The organism is Desulfacinum hydrothermale DSM 13146, assembly GCF_900176285.1.
Classification (GTDB): Bacteria; Desulfobacterota; Syntrophobacteria; order Syntrophobacterales; family DSM-9756; genus Desulfacinum; species Desulfacinum hydrothermale.
In genome coordinates this window covers 157,245-181,592 of sequence record NZ_FWXF01000005.1, presented here as the reverse complement: position 1 = coordinate 181,592, position 24,348 = coordinate 157,245, and the positions used below count along the sequence as shown (strand labels likewise).

Genomic DNA, 24,348 nt, shown 5'->3' with positions numbered 1-24,348 from the left:
GGCCCCGTTTTTCTCTCAGGCCCTTTCGTTCAGGGCCGCCCGCGTCTTCCGGCCGGTGGGACGAACTTGGTGGCCACCACCTGTCCTTCCTCAAGCCCGGAAAGGATCTCCGTTCGATCTTCACCCCGGATGCCCACCTGCACCTGCCTTTTGGAGACACCGCCCTCTTCTGTCACCACATAGACCACCTGTTTGCCCGCTTCGAATTTCACGGCGGAGTTGGGAACGCTCAGAACCCCGTCCTTGCGGGTGAGCACCACGCGGCAATAGGTGGTCATCTCGGGGCGCAGGAGCAGGGCATCCTTTTCGGGGATCTTGACGATGGCCAGATAGTAGACGATGTTGTCGCGCACCACCGGCTGGGGATAGATCTTTTCAATCGTGCCGTAAAAGGTGCGCTCGGGGTAGGTGTCCACGGAGTATTCCACGGAAAGTCCCGGCGAGATGCGCCCCACGTCCGTTTCATCCACGTAGATCTGCATTTCCAGCTTGCTGGGGTCCATGACGGTGACCAGGTTGGCCACCTGGAGCCCGGTGACCACCGTTTCGCCTTCCTGTCCCGTCACGTCCATGACCACCCCGTCGATGGGGGTCGTGATCCGGGTATAGCTCCAGCGGATTTCGTCTTGCTTCAGGCGGGCTTCGGCCTCTTGGACCCGGGCCTGGGCGATGGCCCTTTGGGTTTCAAATTCCCTGCGCAGTCGTTTCAGCACGGCCTCCGCCGCGTCCAGTTCCGACCGGGCCCGGTCCAGGGCCTCCCGGGTGGTGTAGTCTTCCTTGATGAGAGCGTTCTCCCTTTGCCAGGTGATACGGGCCAGCCGCCGGCGTGCTTCGGCTTCCCGGATCCTTTGCGGATAGGTCCGTTGGACCTCTTCCAGGGTCTTTCGTGCGGCCTCCAAGGCGGCCCGATCGCTGGCCAGGGCCTTTCGAATCTCCCGGTCATCGATGATGGCGATGAGATCGCCCTTTCGCACCCGGTCTCCCACCCGGACCCGCATGTCCAGGATCGTGCCGGTGGCCCGGGCTCCGATCTTGATCTGGGCGCCCACCTGGGGCTTGATCATGCCCGTGGCCACCAGCACATCCCGGATGGAGGTCCTTTGGGCCTGGGCCGTCTCCAGGATCTCCAATCCCTTGGGCGCGTTCCAGCGGCGGTAGGCCCAGGTGCCTGCCACAGCCACACAGATCAGCAGAACAAGAAGGACAGCTCGTTTCAACGCACCTCTCCACGTTGGGGGCTCACCTTGAGCGGTAAAGCCACGATCCGCTCCGATCCCGCCGCCCGTTCCAATTCGATGCGGGCGATCCAATAGTTTTCCAGCGACTGGACGCGCCGTATCCGAGCGGCGGCCAGGGCGCTTTCCGCCTGCACCAGGGCAAGGATGCTCCCCTTGCCCACCCGGTATTCTCCCAAAGCCTGGCGGTAGTTGTGAAGGGATTGGCGCAGGGCCTCTTGCGCCGCGGCCACGCTGCGTTGGGCCGTCACCACGTCTTCGTAGCGGTTGTGGCATTCCAGGCGGACTTGGCGAATCCGGTCGGCCAGGCGCGCTCGAGAGGCGTGCAGCTGGTAGGACGCCGCTCGGCGATCGTAGAACTTGTCCAGGCGAAAGAGGTTCCACGTGGCGGTGAGTCCCACCTGGTGCTCATCGTCCACGCTTTCGTAGATTCCACTTCCGTGGGTGGCCGCATAGGAGGCTTGGGCACTCACGGTGGGAAGAAAGGGCGCCGTGGTTCCCTGCTTGCGGGATTGGGCCGCCTTCACCTCCTGCTCGGCGTTGAGGACCACCGGCCTCTTTTCCGACAGGGCGAGGAAATGGTCCCGGTCCGCGAGAGGCGGCAGGGGTTCCAGCGAGCCTGCCAGTTCGGACCGGCCCTTCAGGGGCCGACCCAAGAGCGACCACAGCTCGGCGGCCGCCTTGTTCCAATCGCCTTCCGCTCGGACTTTCTCGAAGCGCGCCTCTTCCAGGCGAACGGAGGCTTGCAGCACGTCCGACTTGAGGGCCACTCCCAGGCGGTAGCGGCCTTGGGCCACCTTTAGATCCGTGGCGGCGTCCTCAACCTGGAGGATCCGTTCTTTCAAGATTTGCTGAGCGGCCAGGGTCTGGACGAACGCCGCGGAGATGTCCCGGACCACGTCCAATCGGGTTCGACGCAGGGTGAGCCGGGCCTGATCCAGCTGGGCCATGGCCACGTCCCTTTCCGTTCGCCTGCGGCCACCGTCGAAGATCGTATAGGACATGGAAAGGGAGGATCGCTCCACGTGGTCCCTTTCTCCGCCCGTGTTTTGTTCCTCGGCGGATGCCGTCCAATCCAGGGACGGCAGATAGGGGGAGAGGGTGGCCTGCCACTGGGCCTTGGCCGCTTCCCAATCCCGGCGGGCGGCGGCCACGGCCGGATGGACTTGCAGTCCCTCCCGCACGGCCTCTTGCAGGGTGAGGGCCGAACCGGACGCCGTCGGCCATCCGATCAAGATCAAAAAGGCTGGGGCGAAAAGAATCGTTCGGATTGTTTTGAGGGTCATGGTTCCTCCCGCCCTACGTTGCCTCCAGGGCGGCGGCCTTGCGAAACACTTCCTCCATCGCCGGATGAAGCTTTTCCGGCACCGTTTGCCTCAAAGTCTGCCCAAGCTGTTCCACGGAAAAGATTCCCGTCGCTTGGCCGATGAGCACAAGGGAGGCCAGGGCCCGATCCTTCCTCCCGATGCCGGCTCCCTTGAAGTCCACGTCCCGGCGGCGGGCTCGGCTTTCGGGAACGGCCACGTCGGCCGCTCGAAGAAGAAGGGTCCCTTCCGTGGCCGCTTCGAACAGATCCTTTCTCCGGGCGACGCCCTCCGGGGCCAGCGCGGCGATGACACCGGGATGCTCGATTCCCGTAAAGTCGATGGGTCGGGGCGATAAGAGCACCTCCGTAATGGAAGGACCGCGCATGACCGTGATGTTGTATTCGTTTTTCTGGGTGGCGTGAAGCCCTCCCCGCAGGGCCGTTTCCGCCAGCAGGGCCCCCGCCGAGATGACCCGCTCTCCGGCGGCTCCCAGAAGCACCACGCCGCACGGTTCCACCAGGGAAGCCTCGTAAAAGGGTTCGATTCCCTGCCAGTCCAGGGGCGGTTCCCCGTGACCCAGGCGCGCGGCGTAGGAGGTTCGAAACTCCTCCCGCACGTTTTCTTCCACGGGACCGTCCCAAAGCCCGGCCTCCGCCACCTGTCGTTCCAGGTCCTTGGGAGACAGGGGATTCTTTTTCATGTATCGGCCCGGGCAGCCGCCCCACACGTCCACCAGGGCGAATCCCGGGTAGAGGAGGGCTTCGCGCAGCTTTTCCTTCAGGTCGGTACTGAACACAGAACGGCGCACCACGAAAGGGGCGCCGGCTGCGGCCGCCACCCGGCACACGTCCATGGGATGTTCCAGCTCGTTGAGAAAGGCCGATCCCACGCGGGCGGTGGGGGGCGTGGTGCAGGAAAACTGCCCGCCGGTCATGCCGAAGTTGAAGTTGTTGAGAACCAGAAGGGTCAGGTCCATGTTCCGACGGCAGGCGGCCAGAAGATGGGCCCCGCCGATCCCCAACCCCCCGTCGCCCATGGTGACCACCACCTTGAGGTGCGGCCGGGCCATCTTGATGCCGGCGGCATAGGTGAGCGCCCGCCCGTGCAGGCCGTGAAAGGCATGGGTTCGGAAAAAGACGTCGAAAAGGCCCGAACAGCCGATGTCGCTCACGATCACCACGTCTTCGGCGCCGAGTTCCAGATCCTGGAAAGCCCGGTCCAGGACGTGCAAGCTCCTTTCATGGGAACAGCCCGGGCAGAAGACCGGGGGCCGGGAAGGGTTGAGCAGGCTAGTCACGGCACACCTCCTGGACGATCTCGCTGGGTCGGATGAGTCTCCCGCACATGAGGCCGAAGAAATCCACCTGCTGGGCGCAGAGGACCCGGCGGATTTCATGAACCAACTGGCCCAGATTCATCTCCACCACCAGGATCCGGTCCGCGTGCCGGGCGGCCCGGCGGATCACCCGTTCCGGCACGGGCCAGAGGGTCTTGAGCACCAGGAGAGACACGGGGGTGCCTTGAGCTCGAAGGCGCGAGACGGCCGTGCGGGCGGCGCGGGCTGTCACCCCGTAGGTCACCAGAAGGGTGCGGGCGTCCGCCTGGGCGTCCAGGTCGTAAAAGCTGAATTCGTCCACGTGGGCTTCCACCTTGTTGGTGAGCCGTTCCACCAGGGCTTGAATCTGGTGGGGGTCGGTGGTGATGTATCCGTCCGGGCCGTGCATGGACGATGTTTGCCGCACGGGGACGGATCCGCCCAGGGGCAGAAAGGGCGGCACACCGTCGGGGCCCTGGGCGGCGAAGGGCAGAAAGGCCCCTTCCCGGTGGATCGCTCGATCGATCACCGGGGGGCGTTCCAGACGGTCCAGGTCCACCGTCTCCCGGGTCATGCCGATTTCCTTGTTGCTGACCACGAACACGGGGCAGCGGAACCTTTCCGCCAGATTGAACGCATGAACCGTGAGGGTGAAGCAGTCGGGGGCACTGGTGGGCGCCAGCACGATCACGGGAAGTCCGCCGGAATTGCCCCAGCGCATGAAGTGCACGTCCCCGTCGGCCCCGCGGGTGGCCGCCCCGGTGGAAGGGCCCTGGCGCATGACATTGACGATCATGAGGGGGATTTCACTGCCGATGGCAAAAGAGATGTTTTCGCTGTACAGGCTGATGCCCGGCCCGGAGGTGGCTGTCATGGCCTTCAGACCGGCCATGGAAGCGCCCAGGCAGTAGCCGATGGAGGCGATCTCGTCTTCTCCCTGCATAACCATGCCCCCGGCCGGTGGCAACGCCTCCAGCATGCCCGACAGGATGGAGCTGGCCGGGGTGATGGGATACCCTGCGAAGAAACGGCATCCGGCGTAGAGAGCGCCCCGGACCACCGCCTCGTTTCCGTCTATCAAGATGCGTCCCATGATCTAGGCATCCTCCATCGCCTGGGGGTGGAGCCTTGGCTGCGGACTGTTTCGACCCTTCCATATAGCACAGCGGCCGCCGCTTGTCCCCGGGGAACCGCGCCCGGGTGCCGGCAATCCGCGGCCCGACCCCCGCCCGTTGAAACCCGAAGCCCCCCGCCGGGCCCGCCCTTTTTGCGCTTGATTAAATCCTAGGAAATTCATATGATTGCGCATTCTATTTCAGAATGTCATAAAATCTTTGGCAAAGTTGGGACGATCTGGGCCGGAAAGGAGGTGGTAGGCCGAAAGCGCTTCGGTGTGGCGGCTCTTGGATTTCCAGGGCTGTGTCCGCTAACAAGCATCTCAAGGGAGGGAATATCCATGAAAGGCTTGCGTATTGTCGTCGTCCTTTTGGCCGTTTTGGCTTTGGCATTGCCTGCGAGCGCCGGCACGCTCGATGAAGTGAGAGCCCGCGGATACCTCATCGCCGGGGTCAACGGCAGCGTGTTCGGTTTCAGCATGCCCGACGAAAAGGGCGTGTGGAAGGGTCTGGACGTGGACACGGCCCGGGCGATTGCCGCCGCCGTCTTCGGGGATGCCAGCAAGGTCAAGTTCGTTCCCCTCACCGCCGTCCAGCGTCTGCCGGCCCTTCAGTCCAAGGAAATCGACGTCCTGTGCCGCAACACCACCCAGACGCTCACCCGGGAAACCACCAACGGTCTCAACTTCGTCCATGTGAACTTCTACGACGGCCAGGGCTTCCTGGTACCCAAGAAGCTGGGGATCAAGAGTGCCAAGGAACTGGATGGGGCCACCGTGTGCGTCCTTCCGGGGACCACCACCGAATTGAACGCGGCGGACTTTTTCCGCAAGAACAACATGCAGTGGAAACCGGTGGTTATCGAGCAGGCCGCCGAGCTCAACAAGGCCTTCTTTGCCGGTCGATGCGATGTGCTCACCTCCGATTCGTCCCAGCTGGCAGGCCATCGTGCCGTGGCGCCCAACCCGGACGATTACGTTCTCCTACCTGAAATCATCTCCAAGGAACCCTTGGCGCCCGTGGTTCGTCACGGCGACGATCAGTGGTACGACATCGTCAACTGGACCGTCATGGCTCTCATCCAGGCGGAAGAGTTCGGCATCACGTCCAAGAACGTGGACGAGATGCTCAAGAGCAAGGATCCGGCCATCCAACGCTTCTTGGGTGTGACCCCGGGAATGGGCAAAGCCTTGGGCCTGGATGACAAGTGGACCTACAACATCATCAAGCAGGTGGGCAACTACGGCGAAATCTATGAGAGGAACGTGGGTCCCAATACGCCGCTGGGCATGCCCCGGGGCCTGAACGCCCTGTGGACCCAGGGTGGTCTTATGTACGCTGCGCCCTTCCGTTGATACTTGGAATTATGGATTGACAGTGCCCCCTACGTGGGGCACTTTTTTTGTCCCTTGCCCCCGGGCGTCGCCCCCGTTCCCGCTGAGTCGCCTCCTCCTCGCGCCGCCTGGTTAAGCCCATTCATCCGCTGATACACTTGCGTACGGAAAGGAGGCAGGGGTGGGAGGCCGCGCCGGGTTGCAGCCGGCGGCCGAGACCGCGGGGACAATCTTCCGTGCAGGCCCGAATCCAGGTGGGAGATCGCCGCGGCCCGGTGCTCTTCTTCGAAAGCGGCCGGGGGCCGTGAGAGGCAGTGGGTAAGGGATCTTCGGCTTCCCTGGCGGACTCCCTTTGGGAATGGATGGGGCCTGCGCCATGCCCGCCGCGGGGTCCGCACTCTTGCGGGAGGGACCAACGGAAAAAGAGACGGGGACTGTTTTCCAACTCCCCCATCCCGGAAACATGAGAGGTTAGGATGGCTTTGGACACAACTCAAACCCATGACGGGGTTTTGCGCGAAAAGCCCGAACCGTTCTGGCTCGATCCCAAAAAGCGTGCCATCTTCTTCCAGATCCTCGTTGTGGGGGCGGTGGCCCTCTTGGCCTGGTATCTCATCTCCAACACCGTGGCCAACCTGCAGCGCCAGAAGATCGCCACCGGATTCGGCTTTTTGGGCAAGGAGGCGTCCTTTGAAATCGGAGAGTCTGTCATTGCCTACGACGCTTCCAACACCTACGCCCGGGCCCTTGTGGTGGGCGCTCTCAACACCATCAAGGTCTCTTTCATCGGCATCGTCATCACCGTCTTCCTGGGCACCTTCATCGGTATCGCCCGCCTTTCCAGCAACTGGCTTATCTCCCGACTGGCGGCGATCTACATCGAAGGGATGCAGGACGTTCCCGTCCTGCTCCAGCTCTTTTTCTGGTACGCCATCTTCTATGAAACCCTTCCGAGCCCGCGGCAGGCCCTCAAGCCCATGCACGGCGTCTTTTTGTGCAACCGTGGCCTCGTCATGCCGGTGCCGGAATGGCATCCGGCCTATGGCTACGTCTTTTTGGCCTTCGCGGCGGCTTGCCTCATGGTGTGGGGACTGCGGCGCTGGGCGCGGAAGCGCCAGGACGAAACCGGAAAGACCTTTCCGGTCTTTCGCGTCTCATTGGCGCTGGTGTTGGGATTGCCTTTGGGCGTGTGGGCGGCCTTGGGGGCTCCGTTTGCCATGAGCGTTCCGGAACTGCGCGGGTTCAACTTCCGGGGCGGGACCACCTGGAGTCCCGAATTCATGGCCCTCCTGTTGGGCCTCATCCTCTACACGGCGGCCTTCGTGGCGGAGGCGGTTCGAGCGGGTATCCAGTCGGTGAGCAAGGGGCAGCGGGAGGCGGCCATGGCCCTGGGGCTTCGCCCCGCCCAGGTGCTCCGGTTGGTCATCCTGCCCCAGGCGCTTCGGGTCATCATCCCGCCGCTCACCAGCCAGATGCTCAACCTGACCAAGAACAGCTCTCTGGCCGTGGCCATTGGGTATCCGGACTTCGTGTCGGTGGCCAATACCACCATCAACCAAACGGGCCAGTCCATCGAAGGCGTGGCGCTCATCATGCTCGTCTATCTCATCTTCAGCCTGTCCACGTCCGCCTTCATGAACTGGTACAACAAGAAGGTCAAACTGGTGGAGCGCTAGTCAACAAGCGCCGAACGAGGAGAAGGTTTTCATGTCCGAACAGGTGCATGTGGTCAAGCCGCCCGTCACCTCGGTGGGAGTGGTGGGCTGGCTTCGCCAGAATCTTTTCAATACGCCGTTCAATTCCCTGCTGAGCCTGGTCACCCTCTATTTTCTCTGGTCCGTTCTGCCGCCCTTTGTGCGCTGGGCGTTCATCGACGCGTCCTGGTTTTCCCCGTCCCAGGTGTGCCGCGACGGAGCGGGGGCCTGCTGGTCCGTCATCACCCAAAACATACGCTTCATCCTCTTCGGGTTCTATCCCTACGACCAGCAATGGCGGCCCGCCGTGGCCGTGGTGCTGCTGCTGGGGCTCCTTTTCTTTTCCCGGGATCGCAAGTACTGGTCCAAGCGGCTGGGCTACGCCTGGATCGTGGGCCTGGTGGCCATGGGCGTGCTCATGGCGGGCGGGGTGCCGGGCCTTCCCGCCGTGGAAACCACCAAGTGGGGCGGGCTTCCGCTGACGCTGCTTCTGTCCGTCTTCGGCCTCACGGCGGCCTATCCCCTGGGAGTGATCCTGGCCTTGGGACGCCAGTCCAAGATGCCGGCCATCAAGGTTCTGAGCGTGGTCTATATTGAAATGATTCGGGGCGTTCCCTTGATCAGTCTCCTCTTCATGGCCTCCATCATCTTCCCGCTCTTTCTTCCCGAAGGCATCACCATCAACAAGATCCTTCGAGCCCAGGTGGCCATCATCCTCTTTACGGGGGCCTACATCGCCGAGGTGGTGCGCGGTGGTCTGCAGGCCATTCCCAAGGGGCAGTACGAAGCGGCCGAATCTCTGGGCCTCAACTACTATCTGACCATGCGGTTGGTGATCCTCCCGCAGGCCTTGAAGATTGTCATCCCGCCCACGGTGGGTATCCTGGTCTCGGCCTTCAAGGACACCTCCCTGGTGGTGATCATCGCCCTCTACGATGTGTTGAAGACCACCCAGACGGTGCTTTCCAACCCGGAATGGATGGGCTTCAGCCGGGAGGCCTACATCTTTTTGGCCATCCTCTACTTCCTGGGATGTTTTTCCATGTCCCACTACAGCCGGAAGCTGGAAATGGAGCTGTCCACGGAGAACCATTAGGAGGCTGTTCGAGAGTGCTTCGGTTGTCCCTTCTTGAACGAACGGAAGTTTGGGGCTGGCAGAGGGGCCCGGCAGCAGTCGGGGCGCATTCCGAACCCGCCCCAACAAGGCTTTCTGAAGGCTCAAAAAAGACCCCATGGCACAGTGGATGGATTTGAGCTGGTCAGAAATCTCCCGAAAGCCCGTTGTGGGACAAACTGCCAAGATGGGGGCACCGGGTCGCTGCGGGGGGAAAGAAAAAGGAAGGCGCCATGGCGGCGCAGACAACGCGGGGGAAATCGTCCGAGGGCGCAGGGCGATCCCGGGAACGACGTGCTACCGCGGCGGGCCGTTCAGCGCCGTGGGCCGCGCCGGAGCGTAGCGTTGAGAACCGGGGGGCCTTGGCCGCGGAGTGGACGAAACTTTGAATGGATGGGCTGGCCGGACGTCAGCCCGGTCATCTGAGAGGAACAAGGATCCATGAACGAAAAAGCCGAAACCCGTTCCAGGCCCGATTCCGAGGTGATGGTGGAAATCGTCGATCTGCACAAGTGGTTCGGCGAATTCCACGTTCTCAAGGGGATCAACCTGAAGGTGCACAAGCAGGAGCGGATCGTCATCTGCGGTCCGTCGGGATCGGGAAAGTCTACCCTCATTCGGTGCATCAACCGCTTGGAAGAACACCAGAAGGGCCGGATCGTCGTGGACGGCATCGAACTGACCAACAACGTGAAGAACATCGAAAAGATCCGCTCCGAGGTGGGCATGGTCTTCCAGCACTTCAACCTCTTTCCCCACCTGACGGTCCTGGAAAACCTCACGCTGGGGCCCATCTGGGTCCGTAAGGTGCCGCGCAAGGAGGCGGAAGAAACGGCCCTGTACTACCTGGAAAAGGTGCACATCGCCGAACAGGCTCACAAGTACCCGGGCCAGCTTTCGGGCGGACAGCAGCAGCGGGTGGCCATCGCGCGAAGCCTGTGCATGTCGCCCAAGGTGATGCTTTTCGATGAGCCCACCTCGGCTCTGGACCCCGAGATGATCAAGGAGGTCCTGGACGCCATGATCGAGCTGGCCCAGGAAGGCATGACCATGATCGTGGTGACCCATGAGATGGGGTTCGCCCGCAGCGTGGCCCACCGGGTGCTCTTCATGGACGGGGGACAGGTGGTGGAAGAAAACACGCCGGAAGAGTTCTTCAACAACCCGCGGCACGAACGCACCAAGCTCTTTTTGAGCCAGATCCTCCACTGAGGTGGTGCCGGCCCCGATGGGGCGCGGTCCCAAAATTGCGGACGCCCCTCGGGGGCGAGTCCGGAGACGCCCTTGAAAAACCCCGGGGAAGGATGCGGCATGGTCGGGACTTCAGGCCAGTCCGAGGCGTGCTGGGACGTGGTCGGCGTGGGGCAATGTGCCCTGGACTATCTGGGCCGCGTGGATGCTTACCCCCCGCCGGATACCAAGTGCGAATTCCAGGACCTGACCATCCAGGGCGGAGGGCCTGCGGCCACAGCCCTGGTGGCCTTGGCCCGATGGGGATGGCGGACGGCCCTCTGTTCCGTGGTGGGAGACGATCCGTTCGGGCGGGAGATCCGGGCGTCCCTTGACCGCGAAGGGGTGGACGGCAGGTATGTGCGGGTGCGTTCCAAGGCGCGTTCCCAGTTCGCCTTCATCGCGGTGGAACCCGGCTCGGGCCGACGCACCATCTTCTGGCGGCGACCCACGGGCGATCCCCTGCGACCCGAAGAGGTCCCGGTCCGGGCGGTGGGAGCGGCCCGGGTGCTCTTGACGGACGGCCTCTTTGTGGAAGCGGCGCTTGGGGCCGCCCGGGCGGCCCGACAGCAATCCGTTCCCGTGGTGGTGGACGCGGGAACGCTTCGAGACGGCATGCTGGAATTGGCCCGCCTGAGCGATCACTTCATCACCTCCGAAGCCTTCGCCCGTTCTCTCATGGGAGGGCCGGACCCGGAAGGTGCCTGCCGCAAGCTGGCGGAGTTGGGCCCGGAGGTGGTGGGGGTGACCCTGGGCCCCCGAGGTTCGCTCTTCTTTTGCCGGGGCGCTTTCCTCCGTCAGCCGGCCGATTCCATAGAGGCCGTGGATACCACCGGATGCGGGGATGTGTTCCATGGGGCCTACGTCCATGGTTTGCTTTCCGGCTGGGACCTGAAACGACGGGTGCGTTTCGCTTCCTGGGCCGCGGCCCAGGCGGCCACTCGGCTGGGAGGCCGCGCGGGCATCCCCTCACCTTCCCAATCCCCCGATGCGTTCCGCCCATGATCCCTCATTGGAAGAACCTGCCGCCACGAGACGCTCCTCCCTACCCCCTGGACCCCCGGCGGTTTGCTGCCTGCCCCCGGAATCCGGATCGGCGCTCCCCGTGGAATCGCCCCTGGCCGGCCGTGGTGCACTGTCCGATTTACGGATGGGCTTTCCCAAAGCCCTTGGAGGTTTCATGCCCTGGGAATATTTGATTGTCTGGCTGGTGCTGGCCGTGGTGGCCGTGGGAAACGGCCTGATCCGCGAACTCACCTACGGAAGGCGCCTGGGTGAGCTTCGAGCCCACCAGATCTCTTCGGTTCTCGCCATCGTCTTCTTTTCTCTGGTCATCGCCGCCGCCCACCACGTGCGGCCGCTGGCCTCGTTTTCCCAGGCCGTCCGAGTCGGAATCGTGTGGGTTGTCATGACGGTGGCCTTTGAACTGGGATTCGGGCATTATGTGGCCGGCCATTCTTGGAGGCGCCTTCTGGCGGATTACCATGTGTTGCGGGGGCGCCTGTGGCCGTTGGTGCTGCTCTGGATCGGGGCGGCTCCTGCCTTCATCTACCTGTGGCACGGCATAGGAAAATCGATCTATTGAGGTACGAAAGAAACGGAGAAAATGGATGATTCCCTTGGCGAGCGACACGGAAACCAAGCCTACCGAGGCCATGCGCCGGGCCATGGCGACGGCACCAGTGGGCGACGAGCAGAAGGGCGAAGACCCCACGGTCAACCGCTTGCTGGAACGCGTATGTGATTTGCTGGGCAAAGAAGCCGCGCTCTTTCTTCCCGGGGGCACCATGTGCAACCTGGTGGCCCTCAAAACCCACACCCAACCCGGCGATGCGGTGCTGGCCGACCACATGGCCCACATCATCCGAGCCGAGTCGGGGGGCTCGCCCTTTGCCTCCGGGGTTCTGATCGAGCCCATCGGAAGCGAGCGGGGTATCTTCTCTCCCCGGGCCCTGGAAGAAGCGTACGGCAAGGTGCGCACGGCGCCCTGGCCCTATGCGCCCACACCGCGGCTGGTTTGCGTGGAACAGACGCACAACTTCGGGGGCGGCACAGTGTGGACGCTGGAGGAGCTGCGTTCGGTCCACGACAAGAGCCGCGAACTGGGCCTGGCACTGCACATGGACGGAGCCCGGCTGCTCAACGCCGTGGTGGCCACCGGTACGGCGGCCCGCCAATTCGCCGCCTGTGTCGATTCGGTCTGGATCGATTTCACCAAGGGGCTGGGGGCCCCCGTGGGGGCGGTGCTGGCCGGGTCCAAGGACTTCATCGCCCGGGCTCGCCTCTACAAGCACATGTTCGGAGGGGCCATGCGCCAGGCGGGCATTGTGGCCGCCGGATGCCTGCACGCCCTGGATCATCACGTGGAGCGTCTGGCCGAGGACCACGAGAACGCCCGGCGATTGGCCCGCGGTCTTTCACGCATTTCCGGCATTCGAGTCCTCACGCCCGAACCGGAAACGAACATGGTCTTTTTCGAGATCCCGGGTCTGCCCATGGATGTGCCCACCTTTACGGCGGAGGCCCGAAGACGGGGGGTGTCCCTGGTGGGAATCGGCTCTGGCATCCGGGCGGTGACCCATCTGGATGTGTCCCGGGAGGACATCGACCGGGCCGTGGCCATCATGGAAGAGATGGCATCGGGAAAGTGACAAGACAGTCCGTCTTTTGAAGCAAGGCAGGGCGCTCCCTTGCGGGCGGAAGAGATCTTGTGATACCGAGCCCACACCATGTGGGGGGTTGCCTGGACGGCTGCCGGGAGGGGCGGCAGGCCCAATGGTCCAGGTGCCTTATGGAAGCGAAACAGACAACGTGCAACCGTTCAAGGAGGGGAAAACCATGAAAGATCCACTCTTCCAACCCATCCGCATCAACAAGCTGGAAGTCCCCAACCGGATCGTCATGCCGGCCATGCACCTCAACATGGCCAAAAACTTTCAGGTGACCGACCGTCTTGTGGATTTTTACGCCGAACGAGCGCGGGGCGGCGCCGGTCTTATTTGCGTGGGCTATGCCACGGTGGACGAACAGTCGGGAAGCCCGGGAAACATCGGCGCCCATGACGACGCCTTCGTGGAAGGGCTCGCCAAGCTGGCCACGGCAATCCGGGAAAATGGATCCCTTGGCGCCGTGCAGCTCAATCACGCCGGCCGCTACAACCCCAGCATTTTCATGGGGGGCAAGCCGCCCGTGGCTCCCTCACCGGTACCGTCCCGGCTCACCGGCGAGACCCCGCGGGAACTGACGGTGGAGGAGATCCAGGCCATCGTGGACCGGTTCGCCCAGGCCGCCCGCCGGGTGAAGCAGGCCGGATTCGACGCCGTGGAGATTCTGTGCGGCACGGGCTATCTCATCAGCGAGTTCCTGTCTCCCCTGACCAATCAGCGCACCGATGAATACGGCGGAAGCCTCAACGGCCGCATGCGGTTCGGCCTGGAAGTGATCTGCGCGGTGCGGGACGCCGTGGGCCCGGATTTTCCCATCCTGGTGCGCACCAACGGAAACGATTTCATGCCCGGCGGGGTGGGCCGCAAGGATCTGGCGGCCTTTGCCGAGGCCCTGGTGGGCCACGGGGCCGACGCCCTCAACATCAACGTGGGCTGGCATGAAGCCCGGGTGCCCCAGATCGTGGCGGACGTGCCCCGGGGGGCCTTCGCCTACCTGGCCCGGAGCATCAAGGAGCGGGTCTCCGTTCCCGTCATCGCCGGACACCGGATCAACGATCCCCAGGTGGCCCGGGAACTCATTGCCGACGATCTGTGCGACATGGTGGCCATGGGCCGAAGCCTCATCGCCGATCCCCGCCTGCCCGAAAAGGCGCGAACGGGCCGGGAGCGGGAGATCGTCCATTGCATCGCCTGCGCTCAGGGATGCTTCGACAACCTGTTCCAGATGAAGTCCGTGGAGTGCCTGTGCAATCCACGGGCGGGACACGAAAGGGACCGCCGTGTGGAAAGGGCGCCGGAACGCAAGAAGGTGCTGGTGGTGGGAGGCGGCCCGGGAGGCATGAGCGCCGCGGTGGCGGCCCACGACCGCGGCCACGACGTGGTGCTCTACGAGAGGTCGGACCGGCTGGGCGGCCAGCTTTGGCTGGCGGCGGCACCGCCGGGACGTTCCGAATTTTCGGAACTGGCCAAAGACCTGGCCTCCCAATTGGCGGTTCGGGGTGTGCGGGTGGTGCTCCATACGGAAGTGACGGAGTCCGTCATCCAGGAGGAAGCTCCGGATGAGGTGGTCCTGGCCACCGGCGCGGAGCCCTTGGCCCCGCCCATTGCCGGAAGCGATCTGCCGCACGTGGTCCAGGCCTGGGACGTGCTTTCCGGAAGGGCTTACGCGGGGCGGCGCGTGGTGGTGGTGGGGGGCGGCGCCGTGGGCGTGGAGACGGCCCTTTACCTGGCCCAGCGGGGAACCCTTTCCGGGGAAGCCCTCAAGTTTCTGGCCCTGGCCCGGGCCGAAGATCCCCAGGAGCTTTTCCAACTGGCCATTCGTGGCACCAAGGAAATCGCGGTGGTGGAGATGCTCAATTCCGTGGGCAAGGACATCGGTCGGAGCACCCGGTGGGCCATGCTGCAAAACATCGCCCTGCACGGGGTGAAGGTCCACAAATCCACCAAGGCCCTGGAGATCACACCGGAAGGAATCCGCATCCAGACCCCGGACGGAGAAACCCAGGACCTGTCCTGTGACACCGTGGTGTTGGCGGCCGGGTCCCGCCCCTACAACCCGCTGGAAGAACAGCTCCGTAAAATGGGCCTTTCGGTGCATGTGGTGGGTGATGCCGGCAAGGTGGGAAAGGCCTTCGACGCCGTTCACCAGGGCTTTGAGGTGAGCCGAAGCCTGTAGCTGGTGGTGCGGGTCAAAATTGAGCGCATGAATTGAAATGGACAAAAGACGTGTGCCGGGGCGACGAGACGCCGCCTCGGCACGCGCGCTTTTGCTTCCCTACTTCCGGGCCTTTCCCTTTAGATGGCGGATATGGATCCGGATGACCTTGGTGGCGGCCCCCTGCCGGGCCAGGTAGGCACGGCCTTCGTCCAGGTGATCCGGAGAATACTTTTCCAGAAGCCACACAAGGGCCTGTTCTTTCTCAACGCCTTCCACTTCCCGGGCTTCCCCAAAGGCCACCACGCTTTCGTAGTCGGTGGAAAACCGATGGGGAAGGACTCGGGCCCTTCCCACCACGCAAAAGGAGACCCGGGGGTTGGCCGCCAGGTTGTCCAGCTTGTGACCCGTGCGGGCGCAGTGAAAGTAGATGGCGCTGTTGCAATAGACGTAGTTCAGAGGAATTCCGTACGGCTGACCGTTTCCGTCCGCCGTGGAAAGGACGCCGTAGACGCCTTCCGCGAGCAGCCGCTCCGCTTCCGTCCGCTCCATCTCCCGGTCTTTTCTTCGCATGGGTAGCATCGTCAGGTCCTGTGCCTGAGAGATTCATCGTTCATGGCTCCAGCCCCAGACGCTCCAGGAGCTTTTGGGTGGGGCGGCCGTTTTCGTCCCATTCGCGCAGCCGATAGTAAACGGGAAGCATCTTGTCCAGCTCGCACACGTGGCCCTTGGCGGGGCCTCCGGGCATGGGCTCGCGGGTCATGCGCGGCGGCAGGGTATCGTCCTTGGCGTCCAGTCCCGCCTTGTTGAGGAAGATCCTTTCCGCGTTGATGATCCGTTCCGCGGCCGTCATGAGCGATTCCATGGTGTAATCGGCCCCGGTGGCGGTGTTGAGCAGTTCCAGGATCCGCACCGGCCGGATATCCTTGGTCTTGGTCACCAGGTTGCGCACGGAAAAGAAGACGCACAGGCCCGCCGAGTCGATGAGCGCGAACACGTCCTGCCAGTCCTTGACGATCTGGGGCTTGTCTTCCCAGCTCAAGGGATCCACCAGCATGGGAACGCCGATGATTTCGATGTAGGCCGGATCGCCCCGCATGTGGCTGGCCCCGATGGGAGACGTGGCATAGGCCAGCCCCATGCCCTTCTCCGCCCGCGGCTCGTAGCCGGCGAATTCCTGGCCCTTGGAGACCATGGCCAATTCCGGGCATCCGTACTTGGCGGCGAGGCGCAGGCTTCCCATGGCCAGATCGTTACCGAAGCCTTCGCGGGCGGCGGTCTTTCGCACCATCTCCACCAGGCCGTCCGCATCGCCGAAGGGAAGGGGCCGGCCGATGGTCTTTTCATCCAGGATGCCTTTTTCGAACATCTCCATGGCGCAGGCGATGGTGGCCCCCATGGTGATGGTGTCCATGCCCATTTCGTTGCAGATGTAGCTGGCCTTGATCACGGCGGGCAGATCCCGCACCCCGCAGTTGCTCCCGAGCGCATACACCGTTTCGTATTCGGGTCCTTCGCCTTCGCCCTGGAAGGGCCCTTCCGTCACCCGGGTCACCCGCCCGCAGGCGATGGGGCAGCTGAAACAGGCCTTGGCACGCACCAAATACTTTTCCGTCAAGACCTCGCCTCCGATGTCCTGCCAGTGTTCGAAGGTTCCCTGTTGGAAGTTTCGCGTGGGATAAGCGCCCACGTTCTGGGTGCCCGTGGACGTGATGGGCGTTCCGTAGATCCGAAGGGGCGGCGGTCCGTCCTTGGTCTGCTCCTTGAAACCGGCCATGATCTCTTTGACCACCTTCTTGAAGCCTGCCGGATCGTGGATGGGGATCTTTTGGGTCCCGAAAACGGCCACTCCCTTGAGATTCTTGGAACCCATGACGGCCCCCACTCCGGAGCGGCCCGCCGCCCGATCCTTGTCGTTCATGACGGAGGCAAAAAGCACGCCCCTTTCCCCGGCCGGACCGATCACGGCCGTTCGGGCTTCCTTGCGGGTTTCATCCCGGAGCAGGCGGTCCGTCTCGTGGGTGTCCCGGCCCCACAAGTGCTCCGCGCTGCGCAGTTCGGCTCGGCCCTCCTCCACCCACAGATAGACCGGCTTTTCGGCGCGTCCGTCAAAGATGATGCCGTCGAAACCGGCCCGCTTGACCATGGTGGGAAATTGTCCGCCGGAGTTGGAACAGGTGAGGGCTCCGGTGAGCGGGGACTTGGTGATCACCATGTAGCGTGCCCCTGTGGGCGTGCCGGTTCCCGTCAGAGGACCGGTGAGAAAGATGAGCTTGTTTTCGGGAGAGAGCGGATCGCAGGTGGGATCCACTTCATCCAGCAGGAACCGGGTGCCCAAACCCCGGCCGCCCACATAGTCCAGGGCCTTTTGTCGATCCAAATCCTCCACCCACGTGGTGCCTCGGCTCAGGTCGACCCGAAGGATCCTTCCCATCCATCCCATAGGTGCCCTCCTTGTCTGTGATCCATGGTCCCTGGTTTGTGATGCGTCGTCCGCCCTTGACCATTTACGAAGGCCGTTGGAGCGTTTACGATGAACGGCGGCAAGGGATTTCAGACCAAGGGTTAAGAGATGAAGATCCGCGTGGAAAGCTTCGCCACTTATCGAGACTACACGGAACGGCTGCCTCAAGACAAGCAGATGGACGTTCCGGACGGCGCCGTCATCCAAGACGTGCTGGCGGCCTTGGGGGTCCCCACCGACAAACCCATCATCTTGCTGGTGAACGGGAGAGCCCGCCCCGCCCACGCCCCCCTGCGCGAAGGCGATCACCTGGTCTTTTTCCCGCCCCTGGAAGGGGGATGACGGACCGCGGATCCTAAATCCAAGCCCATGGCCGAGGGGCGTTCTAGATCGCCCCACTGCCCCGCAAGGATCCCCTGTCGAACAAGGCCGTTGCGCTTAGGGTTGCTGGAACGCATAGGGCGCAGGCTCGCTGGGGTGTGTCATCACGTCTTGCAATAAATGGCGATACCATGCGGGATCTCGCCTCGAAGCGTGTGAAGAGAAATGTCTTTGGAAAAGCCTTGAACTGCCGATTCGATCGTGTGCCCATGAGGCTGTCTGACAATGGCCCCTTGGCCTTTCCGACAAATGCAATTCAATTGTGTCATGCGAGGTTTATGAGCTTTGCAAGGGCGGGTTCCGACCCCGCCGCTACGGCGGCATGGCCAGGCCGGCAGAACGGGACCGCAGGGAGCAACCTGGGCGTTCTCGGACAAGTTCCTGTGGCCGGGGCGTCACCCCGTGGGAAAGCCAATGCGATCCGCTCCGCCCGCTTGGATCCTCTTCTTCGCCCTTGCCGTAAACGGATGGGGAGGGAAATGGCACACTGGTGGGGAGTCTCGAAAGGGGGTTCATGAAACGTTCTGTTCCCATGAGAGGCGAAACGGATCGAGAGGCAGGCAAGCCGTTTGGGATAGGGGGCGGGGGCATGATTCCTCGCGAACGAGTGAAGCGGGCCGTGCGGCGTAAGACCGTGGATCGCCTGCCTCTGGGAGAAATATGCGTCGATGAGGCCCTGGCCCATGCCTTTGCGCCGTCTCTTACGCCCGGGTTCGAAAGACAGCACGCCCTGCTGACCCATCTGGGTCTGGACCTGGTGTGCCTGCCGCCACCCGAAGCTCCCACGAACGTCGGTGCGGTCGTCGCCCGCCCGGAGCAGCTTCCCTGGCCGGACCTTGCCCGCTGGGTTCGAGAGACGGAGCTCTTTGTCTTCGTCACTTTGGACGGTCCCTTTGGGTTCGGCTGCCGAGCGTTGGGGTGGATGCCGTTCCTCATGGCCCTGGAAAGGGAAACGGAAAAGGTGGAGGAGATGTTTCAAAACTGGCTGGCACAGGCCTTGGCCTGGATACGGCATGCGGCCGACCGGGGAGCCCACGGCCTCGTGGTGGCCGACGACATCGCCTATGGGAAAGGTCCATTCGTTTCTCCCGCGCGGCTTCAAAAGACCTACTTTCCATGGATCGCCCGCCTGGTGGCCGCCGCAAAGGAAGTGGGCCTTCCGGTCTTCTTTCATTCGGACGGCAATCTCAACCCATTGCTTCTCCCTTTGGCGGACACAGGCGTCCACGGTCTGCACTGCCTGGATCCCCGATCGGGCATGGATTTTGCCCCAGTTAAGAAAGAATACGGCGACCGTCTGTGTCTGTGGGGCAATCTGGACCCCGCCCTGCTGACGGGGGAAGCCTGCCGGGAAAAGGTGGAACGGCACGTGGCTGCTCTGCTGGAATCGGTTTCCGACCGGATCGGCTGGATCTTTGGGACCACCAGCGGCCTCTTTTCCGGCATGAATCTGGAGGCTGTCTCCTGGGCCTACCAGGCCGTCCGCTCCATCGCTCGATAAGCGGATAATCCGCATCCGGAGTTCGGCTTGCGATGAAGCAACGCCATGAGTGTGGAGGCGAAGGCTCATTCGTTTCTCCATGAAAGTTTTCTGGAAGCACAGCAACAGGTTTGATCTTTTAGGAGAACGAGCCGCCATGGCTGCGAGTTGATTCGGGAACGACAAAACGAGCGGCTTATGGGTAAGGCATCCTTCGTGCCGGCGAAAACAGGGCCCTGCACCGGACGTTCAGTGGAATTTCAGCTGGTCAGAAAGCCACAAAAGAGTGAGAGACCATTTTCAGACAATGTCCTTGCCAAGGACCCCCCGTTTGCGAAGGTCTTTTCTCAAGAGATCGGCGTTTCGGAAGTGGTGGACCTGGAGGCCCAATTGGCGGGCGGCTGCCACGTTTTCCCAGGCGTCGTCCACAAAGAGCGTTTCCTCGGCGCCGACTCCCAGCCGTTCCAGTGTGCGCAGGTAGGCCTCCGCAAAGGGCTTTCGCACGCCTTCGTTGGCGGAGCAGAAAATCGCATCAAAAAGGTGCAAGAGTCCCCATCGTTCCAACCATTTTTCAAGGCCCCGGGGTGCGTTGGAAAGGACTGCCAGGGGCAGCCGGCCGTGGAGAGATCGAACAATGGCGGCCACCTCCTCGTTGAGCCGTTCATCGGCGTCGTAGCGGCGGCGAAAGGCTCTCACGGCTTCCACCGTCTTCAGGCCCAGAGCGGGACCGATCCGCTCCCAGTACTCATCCAGAGTGATGCGCCCCAGCAGGGCCTCTTCCCAGGCGGGATGTTCGAACATAACCCTGTTGAGGGTATCCGGTGGAATCCCCAAGAACTCTTCGTAACTTCGAAAGAGGGATGGGGGCTTCTGGGCGGAGATCACCCTGCCGAAGTCGAAAACGACCGCTTTCAGATCCTGCATGGGCTGGCGTCCTTTTGAAAAAGCCTTAGTTTTGCTATTGTTTTGATTTTGCGTTGCCGTTGTCGATGGAAAAGGAACGAAGCGCATGACCGCGACCATCCGGTCTGAGCCGGCCCCTGCGAAGGCCAAAGGAATACTGGCCCTCATGGGATCCGGGGAGTTGACCGCCACCATGGTGGAGGTGCACAAGGCCCTGCTGCGCCGCTGCGGGACCCGGCCCCTGGCTGTCTTTCTGGATACCCCCGCCGGATTTCAGCTCAATGTGGACGAAATCTCCCGGCGCGCCCAGGATTACTTTTCCCAGCGGGTAGGATACCCGCTCCAGGTGGCGTCCATCAAATCCCGCGATGCCCTGGAGACCCCCGAAGGAAGGCGGGCGCTGGATCTGTTGCAGGCGGCGGATGTCATCCTGGTGGGGCCTGGAAGCCCCAGTTACGCCGTGCGCCACTGGGTCGGAACACCGGTTCCGGAAATCTTCAAGAATCACCTTCTCAAGGGAGGGGTGCTCACGGCCGCCAGTGCCGCCGCTCTCACCCTGGGCCTGCGGACCTTGCCCGTCTATGAGATCTACAAGGTGGGAGCCGATCTCCATTGGGCGCCGGGCCTGGATGTTTTGGGATTCCTGGGGATCCGTGCCGTGGTGGTACCCCACTGGAACAATGCGGAAGGGGGCACCCACGACACGCGCTTTTGCTACATGGGCCGGGAACGTTTCCAACGACTGCAGGCCATGCTTCCGGACGAGACGGCGGTGCTGGGAATCGACGAGCACACGGCGGTGCTGCTCGACTGGGAGGCGGGCCGCGGGACCGTGAAGGGCCTGGGAAAATGCACCCTTCGGCGCCCGACCGGCGGGCTGGCTCCAAGACGTGTGGAGCGGGTGTTCGCTTCAGACGCCACCTTTCGCTTGGAAGTTCTGTGCGCCGGGGCGGAAGACGACGAAGCAGAAACGTGTGCCGCTCCCGAGACGGAAAAGGCAACCGGGGACCAAGGGGACCGAGAGTTTCCTGAATCCCTGGGAGAAGTGGACTTTTGGAGCCGGGTTCGACAGCTTGAATCGACCTTCCGCGAAAGCATGGCCGGCCGCAATTCCCACGGTGCAGCCGCCGCGCTTCTGGGCCTGGACATGCTTCTTTGGCAGGCTCAGGAGATGGGACTGGCACCGGAAGAGATCGCTCAGGCCCGGGAGATCTTTCGCGAGTGGCTGGTGGCCGTGGCCCAGAGATTGGCGCTGTCGAAAGAGGACAAGGCCGGCATCCTGGCTCCGGTGGTGGACCGGCTGCTGGAATGGCGCCGGGAGCGAAGAGAAGAACACGACTGGGGGACTGCGGACGGGATCCGAAACGCCCTGGCCGAAGGGGGTGTGCTGGTAGAAGACACCCCGGACGGGCCCCGATGGCGGGTGCGCTGAGGCATGACGGGGGACTCATCCTTCGTCCATGGGTCTTCGCGGTGTCTGCAGACAAACAACGCTACAAGCCGTGATGGGTGCTGGCGCCGTATGTGAGGCGACGGGAGACGGATGTGCCCTTTGGAACCTTCGCCCGCCGCCGATCACGGCTTATGGATCATCACAGGGAGAGCGGAACCATTGGACGAGCTGCGGCGGTTGTGGAATGAGCGAAACATTCTGGGGCTTCGCTGGCCCAATCCTTTCGTTTCGCCGGCCTGGATCGACGCCTGGAAGGAAACACTGGGAGCAGACGCGGATATCTTCGCCCTTTCGGCCTGGGAGGGACAGGCCGTCCTGGGCGCCCTTCCACTCATGATCCACGGGGACGCGGCCCGGTTCGCCGGAGACCCGGACATCTTCGACTACTTTGATGCGGTGGTGATCCCCGGTGCCGAGGAAAAGGCCGCCTCTCTGCTCCTGGAGGCAGCCCACCGACAGGGCCTTCCATCCCTGGATCTGGGGCCCGTTCGCCCGGATTCCTTCGTGCATACCCATTTGACCGAAACGGCGCGCAGCCAAGGACTGGAGGTTTTCGTCCAGCCCGAGGCCGTCACGGTGGAGATGGAGCTTCCGGACACTTGGGATGGCTATCTGCAGAGGCTTTCCGGAAAGCAGCGCCATGAGGTGCGGCGAAAGATGCGCCGTTTGGAGGAGGCCGGCGCCGTGAGCTTCCGCATCCATACCGATCCGCACGACGTGGAACGGGCGCTTCCCGTTTTCTTTGAGCTCTTCAAGAGCAACCGGCGGGACAAGGCCGGATTCCTCACCCAGTCCATGCGGTCCTACTTCCAATCCCTGTGCCGGGCCATGAGCCGGGAGGGCATGGTGCGTCTTTCCCTGTTGGAGCTGGACGGCCGTTCCATAGCCGGCACCCTGTGTCTTGATGACGGCAAGGTCATCTACCTGTATAACAACGGCTATGATGCCGCCTACGGTGCTGTGAGTGCGGGTTGGGTGAGCAAGGTCTTCACAATCCGAGACGCCGTGGAACTGGGGCGCGAACGCTACGAATTCCTGCGCGGCGACGAAGTCTACAAGTTCCGACTGGGAGGTGGGGAGGTCCAGCTGTTTCGGGTTCGTATCCACATGCGCGGCTGATGATTGGGAACTGTCACGAGGCGAAGATGCGCGGGGAGATGAGGGAACCGGAGATGGAAAGCGGTGGTGTGCGGCGGCATATCGCTCTGATCTGTGCCCATTCCAATCCCAGCGGGCCCTTGGGGCGACGGGATACGGGAGGGATGAGTGTCTATATCCGGGAGGTTTCCCGGGCCTTGGCCTGCCTGGGACACGATGTGGACATCTTCACCGGGGTTGGGGGAACGGACGAGCCGTCCGTCAATACCCCTTCCACGCGCCTGCCCGGCCGGCTTCGTCCAAGGGGCGGTCGGATTCGCACTATCCCAGTGCCGGCTCTACCCCCCCATGGAAAGGCCCCGGACCGGTTCCAAGGGATTGCCGATCGCTTTGCCGAGGCCGTCTGCCGCCACAATCGCCTGCGAGTCCGTCCGTACGATGTGATCTTCAGCCATTACTGGATTTCCGGCATGGCGGGGGTGCAGGCAGCCGAGCGTCTTCAAACGCCCCATGCGGTCATGTTTCACACCTTGAGCGAGCTGAAACGACGGGCGTTGGGAAAGAGGGTGGATTCTCCCTGCCGGCTGTGCGCGGAAAGGCGCGTGGCCCGCAAGAGCCGGTGCGTGATCGCCGCCACGCACCAGGAGCGGGCGGCTCTGCAGGACCATTACGGTGTGTCCAACGACCGGACGGTGATCATCCCCTGCGGCGTGGATGATCACATCTTTCGACCCCTGGACCGGTCGGCCTGCCGCCGCCGATTGAACCTGGCACCCGAGGAGGCGGTTCTTCTCTTCGTCGGCCGGTTCGATCCGGTGAAAGGCTTGGAGCGGCTCATCAGGGCCGTGGCCCTCGTGGAGCCTTCCCGACCGATTCGGCTGCTGGTGGTGGGAGGAGATCCCGCGGAAGACGATCTTGTGTGGAAGGAGATGACGCAACTGGCCGAAAACCTGGTCCCCGACGGCCGGATCTCTTTTCTCGGCCGCGTGGAACACGGGGAGCTTTCCGTCTATTACAATGCCGCGGATCTCTATGTGGTTTCATCCTTTTACGAAAGCTTCGGACTGGCCATCCTGGAAGCCATGGCCTGCGGCACTCCCGTGGTGGGCCCGCCCGTGGGCGTCCTTCAGGATATCCCCAAGGGAAGCGTTGCCGCCGTGCTCACACCGGACAACGCCCCGGAAACCCTGGCCCAGGGAATCCTGAAAGGCTTGTCCCGTGGGATCGGCCCTTCGGATCGGGAGACCATCCGCGCCGTGGTCAGTCGATACCGTTGGCGGGAAACCGCTCGAAAGCTGGAAGCGGTCTTTGCTGATATGAAGGCGGACGTCTCGATCCCTTGGAAGGGCGAGGCATCGGATCAACGCATGAGCCTTCCCCACGTGGGATTTTGAGCTAGAGGAA

General features: G+C 63.0%; 20 protein-coding genes. 13 read left to right on the top strand and 7 right to left on the bottom strand.

Annotated elements, in window-relative coordinates; translation table 11 throughout:
• Positions 1–29: 29 nt before the first annotated feature.
• Genes B9A12_RS06615 through B9A12_RS06600 form a run of 4 tightly spaced genes read right to left on the bottom strand, consistent with a single transcriptional unit; the run spans position 30 to position 4,950 of the window.
• Positions 30–1,217, bottom strand: coding sequence for an efflux RND transporter periplasmic adaptor subunit (locus B9A12_RS06615; RefSeq protein ID WP_084057093.1), 1,188 nt, complete (start codon positions 1,215–1,217; stop codon positions 30–32).
• Positions 1,214–2,521: a TolC family protein gene (locus B9A12_RS06610; RefSeq protein WP_084057092.1), complete on the bottom strand. Its 1,308-nt coding sequence runs from the start codon at positions 2,519–2,521 to the stop codon at positions 1,214–1,216. Before B9A12_RS06610 ends, B9A12_RS06615 begins: the two co-directional genes overlap by 4 nt.
• A 13-nt stretch (positions 2,522–2,534) precedes the next feature.
• Positions 2,535–3,839 (bottom strand): thiamine pyrophosphate-dependent enzyme, encoded by a 1,305-nt coding sequence (locus tag B9A12_RS06605; protein WP_170920403.1) that lies wholly within the window; start codon positions 3,837–3,839, stop codon positions 2,535–2,537.
• Positions 3,832–4,950 (bottom strand): pyruvate flavodoxin/ferredoxin oxidoreductase, encoded by a 1,119-nt coding sequence (locus B9A12_RS06600; RefSeq protein ID WP_084057090.1) that lies wholly within the window; start codon positions 4,948–4,950, stop codon positions 3,832–3,834. The genes B9A12_RS06605 and B9A12_RS06600 overlap by 8 nt, the downstream gene beginning before the upstream one ends.
• 363 nt (positions 4,951–5,313) lie before the next feature.
• Between B9A12_RS06600 and B9A12_RS06595 the strand changes: the two genes are divergently transcribed.
• The 8 genes from B9A12_RS06595 to B9A12_RS06560 all read left to right on the top strand — a co-directional run bounded on the left by B9A12_RS06595 (position 5,314) and on the right by B9A12_RS06560 (position 15,186).
• Complete coding sequence (locus B9A12_RS06595; RefSeq protein WP_084057089.1) at positions 5,314–6,327, top strand: amino acid ABC transporter substrate-binding protein; 1,014 nt, start codon at positions 5,314–5,316, stop codon at positions 6,325–6,327.
• A 461-nt stretch (positions 6,328–6,788) separates the two neighbouring features.
• Positions 6,789–7,982, top strand: coding sequence for an amino acid ABC transporter permease (locus tag B9A12_RS06590; RefSeq protein WP_425430179.1), 1,194 nt, complete (start codon positions 6,789–6,791; stop codon positions 7,980–7,982).
• Between the two features lie 31 nt (positions 7,983–8,013).
• Complete coding sequence (locus tag B9A12_RS06585) at positions 8,014–9,096, top strand: amino acid ABC transporter permease (RefSeq protein WP_084057087.1); 1,083 nt, start codon at positions 8,014–8,016, stop codon at positions 9,094–9,096.
• A 459-nt stretch (positions 9,097–9,555) separates the two neighbouring features.
• A complete protein-coding gene (locus B9A12_RS06580; RefSeq protein ID WP_084057086.1) occupies positions 9,556–10,326 on the top strand; it encodes an amino acid ABC transporter ATP-binding protein in 771 nt (256 codons plus the stop codon).
• 99 nt (positions 10,327–10,425) lie between these two features.
• Entirely contained in the window at positions 10,426–11,349 is a 924-nt protein-coding gene (locus B9A12_RS06575; protein WP_084057085.1) for a PfkB family carbohydrate kinase, read from the top strand.
• Between the two features lie 175 nt (positions 11,350–11,524).
• Positions 11,525–11,929: a hypothetical protein gene (locus B9A12_RS06570; protein WP_084057132.1), complete on the top strand. Its 405-nt coding sequence runs from the start codon at positions 11,525–11,527 to the stop codon at positions 11,927–11,929.
• Between the two features lie 25 nt (positions 11,930–11,954).
• A complete protein-coding gene (locus B9A12_RS06565; RefSeq protein WP_084057084.1) occupies positions 11,955–12,995 on the top strand; it encodes a threonine aldolase family protein in 1,041 nt (346 codons plus the stop codon).
• A 187-nt stretch (positions 12,996–13,182) separates the two neighbouring features.
• On the top strand, positions 13,183–15,186 hold the full coding sequence (locus B9A12_RS06560) for an oxidoreductase (RefSeq protein ID WP_084057131.1): 2,004 nt from the start codon (positions 13,183–13,185) through the stop codon (positions 15,184–15,186).
• A 99-nt stretch (positions 15,187–15,285) separates the two neighbouring features.
• Here B9A12_RS06560 and B9A12_RS06555 read toward each other — a convergent pair whose 3' ends face one another.
• Together B9A12_RS06555 and B9A12_RS06550 are read right to left on the bottom strand one after the other, a co-directional pair.
• A complete protein-coding gene (locus tag B9A12_RS06555; RefSeq protein WP_212636848.1) occupies positions 15,286–15,738 on the bottom strand; it encodes a pyridoxamine 5'-phosphate oxidase family protein in 453 nt (150 codons plus the stop codon).
• A 40-nt stretch (positions 15,739–15,778) separates the two neighbouring features.
• Positions 15,779–17,608: an aldehyde ferredoxin oxidoreductase family protein gene (locus B9A12_RS06550; RefSeq protein ID WP_084057082.1), complete on the bottom strand. Its 1,830-nt coding sequence runs from the start codon at positions 17,606–17,608 to the stop codon at positions 15,779–15,781.
• A gap of 129 nt (positions 17,609–17,737) precedes the next feature.
• Between B9A12_RS06550 and B9A12_RS06545 the strand changes: the two genes are divergently transcribed.
• Together B9A12_RS06545 and B9A12_RS06540 are read left to right on the top strand one after the other, a co-directional pair.
• A complete protein-coding gene (locus B9A12_RS06545; RefSeq protein ID WP_084057081.1) occupies positions 17,738–17,971 on the top strand; it encodes a MoaD/ThiS family protein in 234 nt (77 codons plus the stop codon).
• Positions 17,972–18,599: 628 nt separating this feature from the next.
• Complete coding sequence (locus tag B9A12_RS06540) at positions 18,600–19,511, top strand: uroporphyrinogen decarboxylase family protein (protein ID WP_170920402.1); 912 nt, start codon at positions 18,600–18,602, stop codon at positions 19,509–19,511.
• 279 nt (positions 19,512–19,790) lie between these two features.
• Here the strand turns inward: B9A12_RS06540 and B9A12_RS06535 are convergent, their stop codons facing one another.
• Positions 19,791–20,414: an HAD family hydrolase gene (locus tag B9A12_RS06535; RefSeq protein WP_170920401.1), complete on the bottom strand. Its 624-nt coding sequence runs from the start codon at positions 20,412–20,414 to the stop codon at positions 19,791–19,793.
• An 85-nt stretch (positions 20,415–20,499) separates the two neighbouring features.
• On the opposite strand from B9A12_RS06535, the gene B9A12_RS06530 reads away from it, so the two are divergent.
• The 3 genes from B9A12_RS06530 to B9A12_RS06520 all read left to right on the top strand — a co-directional run bounded on the left by B9A12_RS06530 (position 20,500) and on the right by B9A12_RS06520 (position 24,338).
• Positions 20,500–21,825 carry a CysS/YqeB C-terminal domain-containing protein gene (locus tag B9A12_RS06530; RefSeq protein ID WP_170920400.1) on the top strand — a complete coding sequence of 442 codons (1,326 nt, stop codon included), beginning with the start codon at positions 20,500–20,502 and terminating at the stop codon, positions 21,823–21,825.
• Between the two features lie 111 nt (positions 21,826–21,936).
• Positions 21,937–22,965: a GNAT family N-acetyltransferase gene (locus tag B9A12_RS06525; RefSeq protein ID WP_084057077.1), complete on the top strand. Its 1,029-nt coding sequence runs from the start codon at positions 21,937–21,939 to the stop codon at positions 22,963–22,965.
• Positions 22,966–22,991: 26 nt separating this feature from the next.
• Complete coding sequence (locus B9A12_RS06520; protein WP_170920399.1) at positions 22,992–24,338, top strand: glycosyltransferase; 1,347 nt, start codon at positions 22,992–22,994, stop codon at positions 24,336–24,338.
• Positions 24,339–24,348: the final 10 nt, after the last annotated feature.